The sequence below is a fragment of the Pyruvatibacter mobilis genome, assembly GCF_012848855.1.
In the GTDB taxonomy this organism is placed as follows: Bacteria; Pseudomonadota; Alphaproteobacteria; order CGMCC-115125; family CGMCC-115125; genus Pyruvatibacter; species Pyruvatibacter mobilis.
This window is the reverse complement of the sequence record NZ_CP051630.1, coordinates 1,227,036-1,243,612: the sequence shown is the minus strand read 5'-3', so window position 1 is coordinate 1,243,612 and position 16,577 is coordinate 1,227,036. Positions and strand designations below refer to the sequence as shown.

18 protein-coding genes are annotated in these 16,577 nt (G+C 60.1%); 3 read left to right on the top strand and 15 right to left on the bottom strand.

Annotated elements, in window-relative coordinates:
* Positions 1-55 precede the first annotated feature (55 nt).
* The 4 genes from HG718_RS05880 to glyA all read right to left on the bottom strand — a co-directional run bounded on the left by HG718_RS05880 (position 56) and on the right by glyA (position 3,804).
* Positions 56-691: a riboflavin synthase gene (locus HG718_RS05880; RefSeq protein ID WP_027837756.1), complete on the bottom strand. Its 636-nt coding sequence runs from the start codon at positions 689-691 to the stop codon at positions 56-58.
* 3 nt (positions 692-694) lie between these two features.
* Positions 695-1,807, bottom strand: a complete 1,113-nt coding sequence (gene ribD, locus HG718_RS05875; protein WP_205345684.1) for a bifunctional diaminohydroxyphosphoribosylaminopyrimidine deaminase/5-amino-6-(5-phosphoribosylamino)uracil reductase RibD — start codon at positions 1,805-1,807, stop codon at positions 695-697.
* Positions 1,808-1,948: 141 nt separating this feature from the next.
* Positions 1,949-2,425: a transcriptional regulator NrdR gene (gene nrdR, locus HG718_RS05870; RefSeq protein ID WP_027837754.1), complete on the bottom strand. Its 477-nt coding sequence runs from the start codon at positions 2,423-2,425 to the stop codon at positions 1,949-1,951.
* An 80-nt stretch (positions 2,426-2,505) separates the two neighbouring features.
* Positions 2,506-3,804, bottom strand: coding sequence for a serine hydroxymethyltransferase (glyA, locus tag HG718_RS05865; protein WP_027837753.1), 1,299 nt, complete (start codon positions 3,802-3,804; stop codon positions 2,506-2,508).
* Positions 3,805-4,279: 475 nt separating this feature from the next.
* Between glyA and HG718_RS05860 the strand changes: the two genes are divergently transcribed.
* On the top strand, positions 4,280-4,723 hold the full coding sequence (locus HG718_RS05860; RefSeq protein ID WP_280179182.1) for a Ros/MucR family transcriptional regulator: 444 nt from the start codon (positions 4,280-4,282) through the stop codon (positions 4,721-4,723).
* A 72-nt stretch (positions 4,724-4,795) separates the two neighbouring features.
* Here the strand turns inward: HG718_RS05860 and HG718_RS05855 are convergent, their stop codons facing one another.
* The 4 genes from HG718_RS05855 to HG718_RS05840 all read right to left on the bottom strand — a co-directional run bounded on the left by HG718_RS05855 (position 4,796) and on the right by HG718_RS05840 (position 8,438).
* Complete coding sequence (locus tag HG718_RS05855) at positions 4,796-4,993, bottom strand: DUF6898 family protein (RefSeq protein ID WP_160587721.1); 198 nt, start codon at positions 4,991-4,993, stop codon at positions 4,796-4,798.
* 27 nt (positions 4,994-5,020) lie between these two features.
* Positions 5,021-6,241, bottom strand: a complete 1,221-nt coding sequence (hemA, locus tag HG718_RS05850; protein WP_205345746.1) for a 5-aminolevulinate synthase — start codon at positions 6,239-6,241, stop codon at positions 5,021-5,023.
* Between the two features lie 260 nt (positions 6,242-6,501).
* Positions 6,502-7,269: a glycerophosphodiester phosphodiesterase family protein gene (locus tag HG718_RS05845; protein ID WP_160587719.1), complete on the bottom strand. Its 768-nt coding sequence runs from the start codon at positions 7,267-7,269 to the stop codon at positions 6,502-6,504.
* An 8-nt stretch (positions 7,270-7,277) separates the two neighbouring features.
* Entirely contained in the window at positions 7,278-8,438 is a 1,161-nt protein-coding gene (locus HG718_RS05840) for a L,D-transpeptidase family protein (protein ID WP_160587718.1), read from the bottom strand.
* Between the two features lie 470 nt (positions 8,439-8,908).
* Here HG718_RS05840 and HG718_RS05835 point away from each other — a divergent pair, with 470 nt between their 5' ends.
* Positions 8,909-9,691, top strand: a complete 783-nt coding sequence (locus HG718_RS05835) for a DUF1295 domain-containing protein (protein ID WP_160587717.1) — start codon at positions 8,909-8,911, stop codon at positions 9,689-9,691.
* Positions 9,692-9,817: 126 nt separating this feature from the next.
* On the opposite strand, the gene ldtR is transcribed toward HG718_RS05835, so the two are convergent.
* The 7 genes from ldtR to HG718_RS05800 all read right to left on the bottom strand — a co-directional run bounded on the left by ldtR (position 9,818) and on the right by HG718_RS05800 (position 15,446).
* Positions 9,818-10,333: a transcriptional regulator LdtR gene (gene ldtR / locus HG718_RS05830; RefSeq protein WP_373868281.1), complete on the bottom strand. Its 516-nt coding sequence runs from the start codon at positions 10,331-10,333 to the stop codon at positions 9,818-9,820.
* Between the two features lie 140 nt (positions 10,334-10,473).
* The gene (locus HG718_RS05825; protein WP_027837746.1) at positions 10,474-10,908 is read right to left on the bottom strand and encodes a globin domain-containing protein; all 435 of its coding nucleotides are present in this window, start codon (positions 10,906-10,908) and stop codon (positions 10,474-10,476) included.
* A 116-nt stretch (positions 10,909-11,024) separates the two neighbouring features.
* Complete coding sequence (locus HG718_RS05820) at positions 11,025-11,438, bottom strand: globin family protein (protein ID WP_160587716.1); 414 nt, start codon at positions 11,436-11,438, stop codon at positions 11,025-11,027.
* A 102-nt stretch (positions 11,439-11,540) separates the two neighbouring features.
* Complete coding sequence (mmsB, locus tag HG718_RS05815) at positions 11,541-12,431, bottom strand: 3-hydroxyisobutyrate dehydrogenase (RefSeq protein WP_160587715.1); 891 nt, start codon at positions 12,429-12,431, stop codon at positions 11,541-11,543.
* A 28-nt stretch (positions 12,432-12,459) separates the two neighbouring features.
* Positions 12,460-13,515, bottom strand: coding sequence for an enoyl-CoA hydratase/isomerase family protein (locus tag HG718_RS05810; RefSeq protein ID WP_160587714.1), 1,056 nt, complete (start codon positions 13,513-13,515; stop codon positions 12,460-12,462).
* A gap of 14 nt (positions 13,516-13,529) precedes the next feature.
* Positions 13,530-14,669 carry an isobutyryl-CoA dehydrogenase gene (locus tag HG718_RS05805; RefSeq protein WP_160587713.1) on the bottom strand — a complete coding sequence of 380 codons (1,140 nt, stop codon included), beginning with the start codon at positions 14,667-14,669 and terminating at the stop codon, positions 13,530-13,532.
* A gap of 123 nt (positions 14,670-14,792) precedes the next feature.
* The gene (locus HG718_RS05800) at positions 14,793-15,446 is read right to left on the bottom strand and encodes a class I SAM-dependent methyltransferase (protein ID WP_160587712.1); all 654 of its coding nucleotides are present in this window, start codon (positions 15,444-15,446) and stop codon (positions 14,793-14,795) included.
* 60 nt (positions 15,447-15,506) lie between these two features.
* Here HG718_RS05800 and hemB point away from each other — a divergent pair, with 60 nt between their 5' ends.
* A complete protein-coding gene (hemB, locus tag HG718_RS05795) occupies positions 15,507-16,568 on the top strand; it encodes a porphobilinogen synthase (protein WP_160587711.1) in 1,062 nt (353 codons plus the stop codon).
* Positions 16,569-16,577: the final 9 nt, after the last annotated feature.

The window sequence follows — 16,577 nt, the reverse complement described above, 5'->3', positions numbered from 1 at the left end:
GCGCCTGGCCCGTTGAGGGCGGTGCGCGGGTCTTGCTCTCTTGGTCTTTTCGGGTTCAGGCCCCGGACGGTGTGCCGCCCTGGCCGGGCGCCAGGAAGGTGATCTGGCGGGCCACATAGCGCGCCAGCATGTCAATTTCCAGATTAACCGGGTCACCTTCGTTAAGAAGGCCCAGCGTGGTCTCGCTCTGGGTATGGGGAATGATGTTCACGCCAAAGCTGTCGGCCCCCACCTCGTTCACCGTCAGCGAGATGCCGTCAATGGTAATCGAGCCCTTGGACGCAACGTAAGGCATAAGCTCAGCCGGCGCTTTGAATGTCAGCCGCCAGCTGTCGCCTTCCTGCGTCCGGGACGCAAGGCTGCCCACGCCATCGACATGGCCGGAAACAATATGCCCGCCAAGCTCGTCACCTGCCTTGAGCGCCCGCTCGAGATTTATCCGCGACCCGACGGCCCAGCTGCCCAGCTTTGTGAGGTTCAGTGTTTCTCCTGAAGCCTCAACATCGAACCACGAGCGCCCGTCACCCATATCGCCCTTTTCAATCACGGTCAGGCAGGCGCCCGAGCAGGCAATGGACGCACCCAGGTCAATGCCATCCGCGTCATACCGCGTGGCAATCCGGAAGCGCGTGTCGCCCTTCTGCTCAATCTCGGTCACTTCGCCGATGTCGGTAATAATGCCGGTAAACATGGCCTAATTGCCTTCATGTCTGACACGAAGGCTGGTCAGCACGTCTTCGCCAAGGGCGCGGACGCCAAGCCGCTCGAAGCCTTCGTCTAGGTCGATTTCATCCAGTCCCAGCGCCGCCACGGCAGAGTAGCCGTCATCCCCGATGATCTTCGGTGCCTGGAACCATTCAATCCGGTCGATGAGGCCGTCGCGCATCAGACTTGCCGCCAGGCGCGCACCGCCTTCGACCATCAGCCGCGTAATGCCGCGCTCGGCCAGCAGCTCAAGCCCCGCCGTCATGTCCATGTGATTGTCGGCAGCAAGCGGCACATAAATGAGTTCGACACCAAGATCAGCAAACGCCTTCGCCCGTTCAGCATTGGCATCTTCGCGGGTGAGCAGGATCAGCGGCGTCTCCAGTGCTGTTCGCACCAGTTTCGACGTCATGGAAATGCGCAGCCGTCCGTCAGCAACCACCCGGATCGGGGATCTGCCGTTCAGGCCGGGCAGCCGACAGGTGAGATCCGGATTGTCAGCCAGCGCGGTAGCGCTGCCCACCATGATTGCGTCGGTCTGTGCACGAACGAGGTGCGTGCGTTCACGCGCCATTTCACCGGTAATCCAGTGGCTCTTGCCCGTCGGGGTCGCGATCTTGCCATCAAGGGTCGAGGCGATCTTCAAAAGCACCTCAGGCCGCTTACGGGTGACACGCGAAATGAAACCTGCATTCAACGCCAGCGCCTCATCCTCACGCACTCCCTCGGTCACCGCAATGCCCGCATCTTTCAGCATCCGGATACCGCTGCCGCTGACCCGGGGGTCTGGATCCGTGCAGGCAACCACAACCCGCGCCACACCCGCATCGATCAGAGCCTGCGAACACGGGCCAGTCTTGCCGGTATGCGCACACGGCTCGAGCGTGACATAGGCTGTCGCGCCTCGTGCCCTGTCTCCTGCCCGGCGCAGTGCTTCAGTCTCCGCATGAGGACGTCCGCCCACCTGCGTCCATCCGCGGCCAACAATGGCGGCGTACCCATCCGTATCAGTCTGAACCAGCACACACCCGACTGCCGGATTGGGGGCCACTTGGCCCAACCCGCGCCACGCAAGCGTCAGCGCCACGCGCATGAAACGCATGTCCTGGGCCACGAGGGCCTTGCTGCCTGCGGATGGGGTCGTCGCCACGTCGGTTATGCCCTGTCAGTTCCGGCTTGTGGCCGGTTCGGCGAAGGCGACCGGTTCACCCGTCGCGCCGCGCCAGGCGGGCTGAAGGTGGCGCTAGTCGGTCTCGCCAAGGTCCTTGAGCGGATCATCAAGACCACCCAGGAATTTCTCAAAATCCTTCGCCTCACGGAAGTCACGATACACGGATGCAAAGCGCACATAAGCTACTTCATCCAGCACCTTGAGGCGCTCCATGATCAGTTCACCGACCGCAGAGGCCGGAATATCGGTTTCGCCCGTGCTTTCCAGTTCCCGGACGATGCCCGTCACCATACGCTCCACCCGTTCCGGCTCAACCGGACGTTTCCGCAAGGAGAGTTGCAGTGACCGCATCAGCTTGTCCCGGTCAAACGGCTCTCTCTTGCCGTTGCGCTTCACCACCGTGAGGTCGCGCAGCTGTACGCGCTCGAAGGTGGTGAACCGGGCACCGCATGCCGGGCAAAACCGGCGGCGACGGATGGCAGCCGCGTCTTCCGTCGGGCGGCTATCCTTTACCTGCGTATCCTCATTGCCGCAAAACGGGCAGCGCATGGCTTTGTCGTCCCCTCACATCAAGATGGCGGCGCCTTCCCCCCGGAACGCGCCGCCATCGGAATCACGTCTGGTCCTGTTTACCCGTAAATCGGGAAGCGTGCACACAATTCCAGAACACGCTCCTTCACTGAGGCTTCCACAGCACTGTTGTCGTCTGGATTGGCCACAAGTCCGTCGAGAACTTCCGTGATCAGCTCCCCGATAAGGGTGAATTCAGCCACTCCGAAGCCGCGCGTCGTGCCGGCCGGCGTACCAAGCCGCACGCCTGAGGTGATTGCCGGCGGCTGCGGGTCGAAGGGAACGCCATTCTTGTTGCAGGTGATGTGCGCGTTTTCCAGGGAATGCTCGGCAGCCTTGCCGGTCAGGTCCTTCGGCCGCAGATCCACCAGCATCAGATGACTGTCTGTGCCACCGGACACAATATCCACGCCGCCCTTTTGCAGGGCTGAGGCCAGTGCTTTCGCATTGGCGACAACGTTCTGGGCATAGAGTTTGAACTCCGGCTGCAGTGCCTCGCCGAAGGCAACCGCCTTGCCGGCAATCACATGCATCAGCGGGCCACCCTGGATGCCGGGGAAAATGGCCGAGTTGATCTTCTTGGCCAGCTTCTCGTCATTGGTCAGGATCATGCCGCCGCGCGGGCCACGCAGGGTCTTGTGAGTGGTCGTCGTCACAACATCCGCGTAAGGCAGCGGGCTCGGATAGACACCGCCGGCCACGAGACCTGCGAAATGCGCCATGTCCACCATCAGGAACGCATCGACGCTGTCCGCAATCTCACGGAACCGGGCAAAGTCAATCACCGGCGAATAGGCCGACCCACCAGCGATGATCAGTTTCGGCTTGTGCTCTTCGGCCAGCTTGGCGACGTCGTCATAATCAATATGACCGTCCTGCTTGCGGACCCCGTACTGCACCGGCGTAAACCACTTACCCGATTGATTCGGCTTGGCCCCGTGCGTCAGGTGACCGCCCGCATCCAGGCTCATCCCCAGAATAGTATCGCCCGGCTTAATCATCGCCATCATGGCGCCCTGGTTCGCCTGGCTGCCTGAATTGGGCTGCACATTTGCGAACTCACAGTTGAAAAGGCGCTTGGCGCGGTCGATGGCGAACTGCTCGACTTCATCGGCGAATTCGCACCCGCCATAATAGCGGCGGCCTGGATAGCCTTCGGCATACTTGTTGGTCAGCACCGACCCCTGCGCTTCCAGCACCGCCCGGCTGACGATGTTCTCGGACGCGATGAGTTCGATCTGCGTCTGCTGCCGCTCAAGTTCGCGACCGATGGATGCAAAGACGTCTGCATCGGTGTCCGCAAGCGAACGGGTGAAAAAGCCGTTATTGGCCGGGCTATCGGTATCCTGAAGAGACATGAACCGTCCTCGCTCTGGGGGCCTCGATTTAGAGGGCCTGCCGTGAGCTGGCGTCATTGCGATCCATTGGCCTGGTCTCTCCTCCCGCGGCAGGAACACCATCTGGATTGGCCATCGTAATCGTTCGTCGCGCCGCCTTGCTCACAGGGTGGCTGTGGGCAGGAAGTAGTCCGGTTGCCGCCGCCAAGCAAGCAGAACCGGAGAAAACCAGCCTTGCACGCGGCTCCTTGCGCCGCCCGAAAATCTGGTCCTGCCTTAGCATGAGTCCGTGCAGGCTTCTACAAAGCTCGTAATAACTATTGCTCAAAGCAATGAGAGCTCTAGCAACACCACAACCAGACACCCGCACTGCGCCAGTTTTTGATATTTTAAGAAAAGTGATCAATTATTGATACTTGCTACATTGCAACCATAATTGTTGCGCCCTATACAAATGCAATCAAGATAGATCTTCAGATATTATGGAGCGGCTCTAATGAGCGATTTCGATAAAGACTTAGATAACATGGAACGTGAAGAAGTTGTCCGCCTCACTGCTGATGTGATCGCGGCTTATGTCAGCAACAACGAAGTTTCGCCAACCGATCTTCCAGAATTGATTCGCTCTGTTCATGCCGCCCTGGGCGGCATCGGCGGCGCAGAGGCAGCACAGCCCGCTGAAAAGCAGAAGCCGGCAGTGCCCATCAAGCGGTCCGTCACACCCGACTACATCGTCTGCCTGGAAGACGGCAAGCGCCTGAAAATGCTGAAGCGCTACCTTCGCTCGCACTACGACATGTCGCCGGAAGACTACCGCGCCAAGTGGAACCTGCCTGCCGATTACCCGATGGTCGCACCAAACTATTCAAAGCAGCGCTCGCAGTTCGCCAAGGACATCGGCCTTGGCACCGGGGGCCGCGGCGGACGTGGCCGCCGCTAGGCCGCATCACTGATCCTTAAAGAAAACGCCGGCGGACTAGCCATCCGCCGGCGTTTTTCATTTTGAACTGGATTAGGGCCTTGGCTTGCCAGAAAGCTGATCCAGACGCCGCTCCAGTTTCATTCTCGCAATTCTCTGAAGCTCGCTTTGCGTCGCCCGCGCATCGCCCACAATGGACACTTCAGTGCCCGTCTCTTCGTCAATGGCCGAGACCTTTATGTAGGGTCCGTTCGGCACATACTCGAAAATAACGCCCCGCTTGCCGGCCATGCCCGCCTCCCAGCCAATCCCGGTGGATCAGGCTGCCCGGCTGCGATCGATCTTGAATTCGCTGAACACCTGGTCAAGCGCATCAGCCAATTCGCGGATCTTGTCGTCACCATGGAACGGCGTGGGCGTAAACCGCAGTCGCTCCGTGCCCCGCGGCACAGTGGGATAGTTGATCGGCTGCACATAGATGTTGTGCGCCTCAAGCAGGCGATCGGAGATCGCCTTGCAGGCCACCGGGTCCCACACCATTACCGGAACGATATGGCTCGGAGTATCCAGAACCGGAAGCCCGCGCTCCTTGAGAGCAGCCTTGAGCTTCGCAGCCTGAGCCTGATGCCGCTCACGCTCTTCATTGCTGGCCTTGAGGTGGCGCACACTCGCCAGAACACCCGCGGCCAGCACCGGCGACAACGACGTCGTGAAGATGAAGCTCTGCGCGTAGGAACGGACAACGTCGACAACCCGTGCCGACGCCGCGATGTAGCCGCCCATCACACCGAAGCCCTTGGCCAGCGTTCCCTCGATGATATCAACCTTGTCCAGCACATTGTCACGATCAGCGATGCCGCCGCCACGCGGCCCATAGAGCCCGACAGCATGGACTTCATCTAGATATGTGATCGCGTTGTACTTCTTCGCCAGATCGCAGATGGCACCGATATCGGCAATGTCGCCGTCCATGGAATAGACGCTCTCGAATGCCACGATCTTCGGCAGCGACGGATCAGTTTCCGCCAGCAATTCTTCAAGATGCTTGAGGTCATTATGGCGGAAAATGCGCTTCGGCCCGCCGCCATGACGAATGCCCTCGATCATCGAGGCATGGTTCATCTCGTCGGAGAAAATCACACACCCCTTCAGGATACGCGCCAGGCTGGAGAGTGTGGCTTCGTTCGCCACATAGCCTGAGGTGAACAGCAGTGCGGCTTCCTTCTGGTGAAGGTCCGCAAGTTCACGCTCCAGCGAGATATGATAGTGATGGGTGCCGGAGATATTGCGCGTGCCGCCGGATCCGGCCCCGGTCACATCAATCGCCGTGTGCATTGCCTCGAGCACCTTGGGGTGCTGGCCCATGCCCAGATAGTCATTCGAGCACCAGACGGTGATCGTGCTGTCCAGCGTTCCGTCCTGGTAGCGCTTGGCTGTGGGAAATGCCCCCTGCTGGCGCTCTAGCTCGGCGAACACGCGGTAGCGGCCTTCGGCGCGGAGCGTATCCAGCGCGCCCTGCAAGGCGGCATCATAATCAATCTGGCTCATCGAGACGGCCCTTTCGTCTGCCCCTCCTGCAGGGCCAGGGGCGCAATCAAAAGCGCCGTGGCCTGCCTGCAAGACTTCGTCCGCCTGACAAATCTGGCGGAATCAGGGTTTACGATGCGTTAACCCGGAGGGGATGCCTCTGTCGTTAAAGCGCAATCTAGGCCACGTAGCCTCTCTCCGCAAAGTGCGGATTGCCGCACGAACCGGCAGACACTTGGGAAATTCCGGGCAACGGGTCTGTTGCGATGCTGTCAGGCCCACAGCCCGCGCGCCTGAAGCACTTCTTTGAGCACGGCAGGACGGTCCGTCATGAGTCCGTCCACCCCCAGATCTATCAGGCGGTTCATGTCTTGCGGCTCATCTATGGTCCAGACATGGACTTGAAGATCATGAGAGTGACACAGGGCAACTGTGTCGGCATCGACCAGGGGAATGCCCCACTGCTTTTCAGGAAATTGAACGCACCCCGGTCGGCTGAATCCGCCCATGGGCAGGCCATAGGCTGCCAGCCGAACTCGCAGGGCATCCCATGGGCCAACACTGGTACAGAGTTTGGGGCCGAGTGTGTCACGCATCTGGGTAAGCCGCTTGCCGGAGAAGGACCCTATACCCACGCGCTCCACGGCATTCGTCCGGCGGATCACCTCGATCAACGGCGCTACCGCTGAATCATGCTTGGGGTCGATGTTGAACCGGGTGTCGGGAAATGATCCGAGCAAATCCTCCATCAGGGGGATGGGTTCACTTCCGTCGATGCGGGCATCTCGAACCTGCGCATAATCTAGCTCCTTGATCGCGCCCTGTTTGTCGGTGACGCGATCAAGCCTGTCGTCATGAAAGGACAGAAGCACTCCATCCCGCGTGGCATAGGCATCGGTCTCTATGTAGCGGTAACCGAGTTTCACGGCGGCCTCGAACGCATGCATCGAGTTCTCGGGGTAATCACCAGCCCCGCCACGGTGGGCAAAGGCCAGCAAGCCATCATGTTCGAGATAGGCAAACCTGGCAGGCCGGGACATGCCGGACCTCAAAGCGACGCCCGGCGGCTGTCGCGCCCGTAGATGTCATCGCGGAAATTCACGACCCCATGCTCATCAACCCAGGCGGTGAGGTAGAGCATGTAAACCGGCACCGTCTTCTTCAGATAGATGTCCTTGCGCTGCCCGCTCTTCACCAGCGCATCCACCCGCGACCGGTCCCAGCCCTGGGCGTCCAGCAGCCACGTTGTGAGATCATGCACATCCTCGACACGCACACAGCCCGACGAGTTCGCGCGCACGCTGCGGCCGAAGAGGCTCTTGGACGGCGTGTCATGCAGATAGACTGCATGCGGGTTCGGGAAATGAATCTTTACGGTCCCCAACGAGTTGCGGGGACCAGGTTCTTGGCGGAACAGGAAGGTGCGGCCATTGACCTGGTTCCAGTTCACCGTCGACGGATTGACTTCACTGCCCCCATAGCCCCGGTAGACCTTCATGTTGAGCCGGCGCAGATAGCTTGGATCACGCCGCACCTGAGGCAGGATGTCCTTTTCAGCTATCGACTGCGGCACATGCCAGTAGGGATTGAATGCGAGGAAGGTGATCTTGCTCGTATATTCCGGGGTCTGACGATCGACCTTGCCGATCACTACGCGATGGCGGCGTTCAACGCGACCATTGGCGACGGCCTCAAGTTTCTGCCCCGCAATGTTCACAAAGATATAGCGCTCGCCGAGATTGAGCTTGAGCTTGTTGATGCGCTTCAGGTTCCGCTCAAGAAGCGCCAGCCGTGCCTTCGCAGACACGTTGAGCGCTTCAAGGGTACGACGGCCGACAACGCCGTCCGGAAGCAAGCCATTACGGGCCTGAAAACGCTGCAGGGCCTGGGTCAGCTGCGCATCAAAGACGGTCGGATTGCCGCCCGAACTCTCAAGGTCCCCGGTCGCAATCAGCCGTTTCCTGAGGAGCGGGACGCGGACCTCGTCCACGAGGCCCTCCTCAAAGCGCTCTTCCCCCGCGGGGATGCTGTCCCAGCCTCCCCATTCGACGATGTTGCGGTACATGGAAATGGCACGCAGCAGCGGCCAGTAGCCTGCGTCGCCAAGGGTAGGCGCATCAGAGGCCGGCGCGGACGCATTTTCGAAATCTTCAATCCGACGGGGCGCCTCCCACGGATCGATCCAGTCAACCGCCCAGGGGTCATCCACGAAAGTCGAACGCGGGCTGGCCGCCGCACCCGACTTGTCAGTTGCCCCGGAGGAAACCGGCCGATCGGCAAATATGTCGTAGGCACGACCCGTCTCAGCTGCTGCCTCAGAACCGCCTGCGAGCATACCCAGAACGGCGCAAACGCCAATGATGGCGGCAAATAGAACAGTATTGGTGAGCAAGCGTGCCAAAGCTGAACGGTCCTGGTCTTTCAAGGCGCGGGAAGCGGGGGAATGCCTCATTTAACCTTCCGCGATGCAAGCGGAATGCCTGAGGCAGCATCTCCCCCTCGCGCCCCAAATGTGGTCGCAACCCATAGCGCGCCCCCGCAGCGCAACAGGCGTTGAAAGCCTAGCGGCCTTTAACCAAAATCGCTAGGAAAGACTTGGTTTACCTTGTTTGGTGCGGGAATTCGGCCCTAGGCTGATTGGGCGCCGGCCAGTCCGCCGGCCGCAACCAAAGGGCCCGGATGATCCCTTCAGACCTGCTCATTCTGACGACAGCAATCATTGCTGCCTGCACCTTCGGATTATGGCTTTTGAGCCTGCCGTTGAAGGATGTCAGCTTCATCGATGCATTCTGGCCGCTCGGTTTCGGCATCGTGGCATGGATCAGTTATGTCGCGACGGCACCGGAGCATCCCCGTGCGCTGTTGGTCCTGGCCTTGACTTCCCTGTGGGCAATTCGGCTCGGCACATATCTGTGGTCGCGCTGGCTGCAGGAACCGCAGGAAGATCAACGCTATCAGGCCATGCGCGCCCGCCGACCGGGCTTTGCCTGGCAGAGCCTGTATGTTGTCTTCGGGCTTCAGGGCGCGCTCATCCTAATCATCGGCCTCCCCCTGATGGCCGGCATTTCAAACGCTGCCGCCCCTCTTGGCCTTCTGGATGCCCTGGGCATGACCCTGTTCGTTCTCGGGTTCCTCATGGAAGCCTTGGCCGATGCGCAGCTAGCCGCATTCAAGCGAAACGCGGCAAATGAGGGAAAGGTGCTTGATACGGGACTATGGGCGTGGTCGCGCCATCCGAACTATTTCGGCAACACGGTTCTGTGGTGGGGCCTCTTCCTGATTGCCGTCGCAGACACACAGAACTGGTGGACCATCATCAGCCCGATCCTCATGACCTGGCTGATCCTTCGCGTCTCCGGCTTAAGCCTCCTGGAACGAGGTCTGCGCAAGCGGCGCGCGGGTTACGACGCCTATGCGGCGCGTACCAGCGCTTTCATTCCTCATCCGCCGCGGCGCTCCTGACAGCCTCCATGCAAAAAGCGCCGGCCTTTTGGGCCGGCGCCTTTGTCATGTGTCGCAATCATGGTCGCAGGGCGTCTTCAGCAAGGCAACCGGGCACCTGCCCCGCGAAGCCTGCCCCGGGCGCCTTTACAGGCGATAGCGGATCTGGTCGGTCCAGAAGCGCTCCAGACGGCGCAGCGACGTATTGACGGTCTCGAGATCTTCCTCGGTCACTTCGCCCACGGGCTTCAGCGACACCATGTGGCGGTCATAGAGCTCGTCCACCAGTTCCTTGATCTCGTGACCCTTCTCCGTGAGGCTCACCCGCACGGAGCGGCGATCGGCTTCCGACCGCTTGTGGTGGATGAAACCCGTGTCCACGAGCTTCTTCAGATTGTACGACACGTTGGAGCCAAGATAGTGGCCCCGCGTGCGCAACTCGCCTGCGGTCAACTCGGCATCGCCGATATTGAACAGCAGCAGCGCCTGGACACTGTTGATCTCGTCGCAGCCAATGCGATCAAGCTCATCCTTGATCACGTCAAGCAGGCAGCGGTGCAGACGCTCAACGAAGGTCAGCGTCTCAAGATAGAGGTTTTTAAGCTCTTCGCCGGCGGCACCTTCGGTGCGATCGTCCACGGCCACGGCAGTAGTCATGTTCATAAAACGTCTCCCGGTTACTCAGACATCCCGCCCCTCATTCGACACAGAGGCATTTGTCTCGAACTCAGTGAAAGACTACCGCTACCGCCTTAACGAAGCGCGAAACCAACCGGTTAATACGCCTCAAATTTTAGATAAAACTATTCCGCCGCCGTGGATGAAAACACTTGGTTTTCTGCGGATTCGATCATTCCATTAGCCAGCAGGCTGAAGGCTTCGACCCATGCACCGCGGATTTCGCGGTTGAATTCGTCCTGGTGCACATACGCAATCGCGTAGAGAAGCGCCGCCCCCACCGGACCGTAGTGCTCAGGCCGCACACCGTAGTCCCGATGCCGGATTGCCAGCCCTTCAAGCAGCGGCGCGATTTCCTCGGGCCGGTCCAGTCGGTCAACCACATTTGACAGCATCGACACGAACATGCGGCCTTGCGCCTTCATGTCCGACGTGAACATCGGCCGCACTTCCGGCGCGATTGAAAACAACTTCTTGTAGAAATGACGGGCCGCATCATCCGCACGGTCAGCGACGACCTCGAAACTCGACCGGACCACGTCAACTTGCTCAGGGGTCATGTACTCTTCCCTCAAAATCGCGAGGGAAATTGCCCCAAAAAGGTGAACAACCGCTTAGTGCACACGCAGTGCGCGCATGTATGTTCGAATGAATTCACCAAACCGCCGCAAATTCGTTACCTGGCTTCCGCCGAAGCAGCGATCATGGCTCCTGCCAATACCCCATAGGCCTCAGACCAGGCTTTGCGTGTTTCAGCAGTAAACGCGTCACCGAGAGCCTGTTCGAATGTCCACAAAAGTGCGGCACCCACATGGTCGTAATGCGCGGGCTCAACCTTGTAGTCGTTGTGACGCACAGCCAGAGCCCGGATCGCAGGCATCAGCGCATCGAGATCATTAAGCCCTTGCACAACCGTCGCCAGCATAGCCATGAGCTTCTTGCCCTGGTCGCGCATATCGCCTTTGAACAGCGGACGCACTTCCGGAGCCTGTTCGAACAGCCTGGTGTAGAAGACCTGCGAGGCCTCTTCCGCATCTGGGGCCACGCGGGCGAAGCTCTCCTGCACAAGCTTGATCTGTTCCGGTGTCATGGCGCGTCCTTTCCTGCATGTGTCAGCGCAAACGGAGTTTAGCGCCATAGCACTGCTGTATCGGCCAGGCTCTACACGGATGCGTGTCGACACTTGATCGGGCTACAGGTCCCCCCGAAGCATCTTGATGATACCGGAAAAATCCACGCCGTCTTTTCCGGTCGCCTCCATCAGCCCATAGAGCGACGCTGCCTCACTGCCGAGGGGCGTGGGGGCCTGTGCCAGGGCGGCTGCCTCTTGGGCCAGCCTCAAATCCTTAAGCATCATCGCTGCCGCAAAACCGGGCTTGTAGTCATTGTTGGCTGGCGAAGTCGGCACGGGACCCGGAGCCGGACAGTAGCTTGTCATCGACCAGCACTGGCCCGATGCGGTCGAAGAGATGTCAAAGAAGGTCTGTGCGTCGAGACCCAGCTTCTCGGCAAGGTTGAAGGCCTCCGCGGTCCCGATCATCGAGATACCGAGGAGCATGTTGTTGCAGATCTTGGCCGCCTGACCGTTACCGGCACCACCTGCGTGGAAGATGTTCTTCCCCATGGCGCCCAGGATCGGATTGGCCTTTGCGAAGGCATCCGCATCACCACCGACCATGAAGGTCAGCGTGCCCGCTTCCGCGCCCCCGACGCCACCGGAAACCGGTGCATCCACCATCGCCAGTCCCGCATCTGCAGCCTGCGCCGCCACCTTCCGGGCCGTCGCCACGTCAATCGTCGAACTGTCGATCAGGAGGGTCCCTTCCCCTGCCCGCGCAATGACCCCGTCATTACCGCCATACACCGCCTCCACATGCCGTCCCGCAGGCAACATGCTGACCACGATCTCAACCCCGGAAGCAGCTTCACCGGCCGACCCGGCAACAGAAGCACCAGCTTCAGCAAGCGCAGCAGCCGCATCTTTCGATAGGTCGAATACCGTGACGCTGTGGCCGGCTTTCAGCAGGTTACGCGCCATCGGCCCGCCCATATTGCCGAGGCCGATAAAGCCGATGCTTGCCATGTCATTACTCCCTGATAATTGCCGCCCGTTAGCCGAGCTTGATATCGCCGCCAGGAAGCGGCGCAAAAATGGCGTCTATGTCCGCGTCGGTGATGGCTTCAAGACAATCAGGCTGCCAGTTTGGTGCGCCATCCTTGTCGATGATCGTGGCCCGCACACCTTCATAAAAATCCTTGCCGGCCATGACACGCGATACAATCCGGAATTCCGTCTCCATGCACTCCCGGAACGATGCCTGCGCCCCAACCTTCATCTGGCGGAACGCCACCTTCAGACTTGTTGGTGACTTACTGCGGATGGTACTCGCCTGCTTGGCTGCCCAGGCACTGCCTTCGGCTTCGAGCGCTGCGAGGATAGCTTCAACGCTGTCGGCGCTGAACAATCGCGCGATGTCGGCCTGTAGAGGCTCAAGCGCACTGTCTCCGGCCCCCGCCGCGAAGTCCCTCAACACCACGTCAATATCCGCACCGGGCACGGTCAACGCATCTTCCAGTGTTTCCAGCTGTTCGGACGGAATGTATTGCGTCGCAATCCCGGCAAAGAGCGCATCCGCGGCCTTGAGGCGCGCACCGGTCAGGGAAAGCCACATCCCCGTTTCGCCCGGCGTTCGCGGAAGAAAGTACGTTCCCCCAACATCCGGAAACAGGCCAATACCCGTTTCCGGCATCGCAAACATCAGCCGTTCGGTCGCAATCCTGTGCGATCCGTGTACGGATAAGCCTACACCCCCACCCATGGTGATGCCGTCAAGGAGGGCAATGTACGGCTTGGGATATTCCTTGATGAAAGTGTTGAGCTTGTACTCTTCCTCGTAGAAGCCCACGGCAAGCGGATCACCGGTTGTTCCCCAATCATAGAGCGCACGAATATCGCCACCAGCGCAGAACCCCTTTTCACCCGCTCCCTTGACGATGATGCGTTCAATTGACGGGTCTTCTGCCCACTGACGAAGTTGCGGGTCAAGTGCCCGCACCATGTTGAGTGTGAGCGCGTTGAGCGCCTTGGGTCGATTTAGCGTAACGACGCCGGCGGCGCCCTTCACTTCAAAAAGGATTTCGGCTTCGGGAAGATCAGTATCGGACATCTGCACCTGGACTCTCAGTCTTTCAGCATTTCGCGGGAAATGATGACGCGCATGATTTCATTGGTGCCTTCAAGGATCTGGTGCACGCGCACATCACGCAGGTGCCGCTCCATCTGATAGTCCTTGAGATAACCATAGCCGCCATGAATCTGCAGCGCCTGGTTCACCACATTGAAGCCGGTATCGGTCGCCAGCCGTTTCGCCATGGCGCAATGCTTGGTGGCATCAGGCGTCTTCTGGTCAAGCTTGGTTGCTGCCTGACGAAGCAGCAGCCGCGCTGCTTCGAGCTCCGTTTCCATATCGGCCAACTTGAACTGGGTCGCCTGGAAGGACGCGATCGCCTTGCCGAACTGGTTTCGGTCCTTGGCATAGGCCATTGCCGCATCAAGCGCGGTCTGCGCTGTTCCGATAGAACAGGCGCCAATATTCAGCCGTCCGCCATCAAGCCCCTTCATGGCAATCTTGAATCCATCACCTTCCGCCCCGATGAGATTGCAGACCGGCACCCGGCAGTCCTCGAAGATCACTGCCGCCGTCGGCTGCGAGTTCCAGCCCATCTTCTTTTCATTTGCGCCAAAAGAGAGCCCCGGCGTTCCCTTCTCGACAACGATGCATGAGACACCGCCCGCACCTTCGTCGCCCGTTCGGATCATGCAGACATAAATGTCGGACGTACCCGAGCCGGAAATGAATGCCTTGGCGCCGTTGATCACATAGTGATCGCCATCGCGCACCGCTTTGGACTTCAGCGACGCCGCGTCAGACCCCGCCCCCGGTTCGGTCAGGCAGTAGCTTGCAATCAAATCCATGGAAGTCAGCCGCGGCAGCCATTTCTGCCGCTGTTCGTCGGACCCGAACGTATCGATCATCCAGGACGCCATGTTGTGGATCGAGATGTAGGCCGCCGTCGAGGTACACCCCATGGACAGGGCCTCGAAGATCAGCGCCGCATCAAGCCGGGAGAGCCCGCTGCCCCCGACATCGTCACGGACATAAATCCCCGCAAAGCCCAGTTCGGCCGCCTTGCGCATGGTCTCGACAGGAAAGATCGCCTCCGCATCCCACTGTGCGGCGTTCGGTGCGAGTTCCTTGTCAGCGAAATCACGGGCCGTATCGAAAAAGGCGCGCTGGTCTTCCGTAAGGGCGAAATCCATCGGCGGCGTCACTCCCCGAGCATCAGTTCCTCTTGTTGCCTTGGGGTGTAGCTAGGCCCGCTGAACCCGTCAACGCACCTCAAATGCGGAGCGGATGCGTGATTATTGCCTGCGCACGGACCCTCAGCGAGGCTTCCGCGCCACCACGACTTCAGACGGAATACCGCCACCGATCTTTTTGCAGGAATGCGCGACGTCAAATCCGTCCGGCACGCAGGACAGCAGCTCGACAGGCCGACACCCGCCTACAGCCTGGGGCCGCATCGTGTGCACGAATGACCAGACCCTGCTGGCCATCTGCGACCAGAGATTTCCGCCAGTTGACAGACTCACCGCGCCAAACAGGCCACCGGGCCGCAAGACGCGACCGACCTCGCTGTAGATCGACCTGATATCCTCTTCCGAGAAAATATCGAGCACATAGGCAGCCAGCACATGACTGACAGAGCCGTCAGCAAGAGGAAGGGGTGCGCGCACGTCCCCAACCACGGCAAAGGCATTTCCGCAGTGCCGCAACCGATTGCGCGCCAGATTCACCATCACCGGCGAGACATCAAGCCCAAGATAGTTGGTGCCTGCAGGAGTGAGCTCTGTAACGATCTCATGCGCGAGCTTGCCTGTGCCTGATCCAAGCTCGAGTACGAATTCCGCGTCCTGGAACCTCATATGCTCCTTGAGCTCCGCCAGCGGCACATCCTCGTACCATCCCTGGCTGTCCTGCCGGGCTCCGAAGGCATCATAAACCGAGCGGACTTCATCCCGTGACAACAGACGCATCTTGTCTCACCTTGAAAGCACTCGCTTGCCGAATTCCGCCAAGCCTTTTAATGAGGCTACATGAGCACGAAACGCGATACATCAAGCATCAGCCATCTCGGCCAGGCAAGCAGCCCGGCAGCGGAAGTCCTTGGCCCGGGCTATCCGGCAACCCGCCCGCGCCGTAACCGCAAGGCGGACTGGGCGCGGCGGCTGACCGCCGAGAACGTGCTGACGGTAAACGACCTCATCTGGCCGATCTTCGTCATCGACGGGGAAAACCGGCGTGAGCCGGTTGCGACCATGCCGGGCGTCGATCGCCTGTCGGTCGATTTCGCGGTGGAAGCAGCAGCGCGGGCGGCCGACCTCAACATTCCCGTCATCGCGCTGTTTCCCTACACCGAACCGGGCCTGCGTGATGAGCGCGGCAGCGAGGGCCTCAACCCACAGAACCTGGTCTGCACTGCCACACGTGCCATCAAGGAACAGGTGCCCGAGATCGGCGTGCTCTGCGATGTTGCGCTTGATCCCTATACCAGCCACGGCCATGACGGCCTGCTGGAAGGCGGCACCATTCTCAACGACGAAACCGTCAACATGCTCTGCACACAGGCCCTGGTTCAGGCCAATGCAGGCTGCGACATCATCGCCCCGTCCGACATGATGGACGGCCGTGTCGGTGCCATCCGCACCGCCCTGGAGAATGCCGGACACAAGGATGTGCAGATCATGGCCTACGCGGCCAAGTACGCATCCGCCTTCTACGGGCCCTTCCGGGATGCCGTCGGCTCATCCGCCGCTCTGAAGGGCGACAAGCGCACCTACCAGATGGACCCGGCCAATACAGACGAAGCCCTGCGCGAAGTTGCGATGGACATCGAAGAAGGCGCGGACATGGTGATGGTGAAACCCGGCATGCCCTATCTGGACGTGCTGGCCCGGGTGAAGGACACCTTCCGCATGCCGACTTACGCCTATCAGGTGTCCGGTGAGTACGCGATGATCAAGGCAGCCACCAACAATGGCTGGCTCGACCACGACCGTGCCGTGATGGAAAGCCTGCTCGCCTTCAAGCGCGCCGGTGCCAACGGCATCCTCACCTATTTCGCCATGGAAGCGGCACAGCAGCTACGCGACGGGTAGAGACACTCG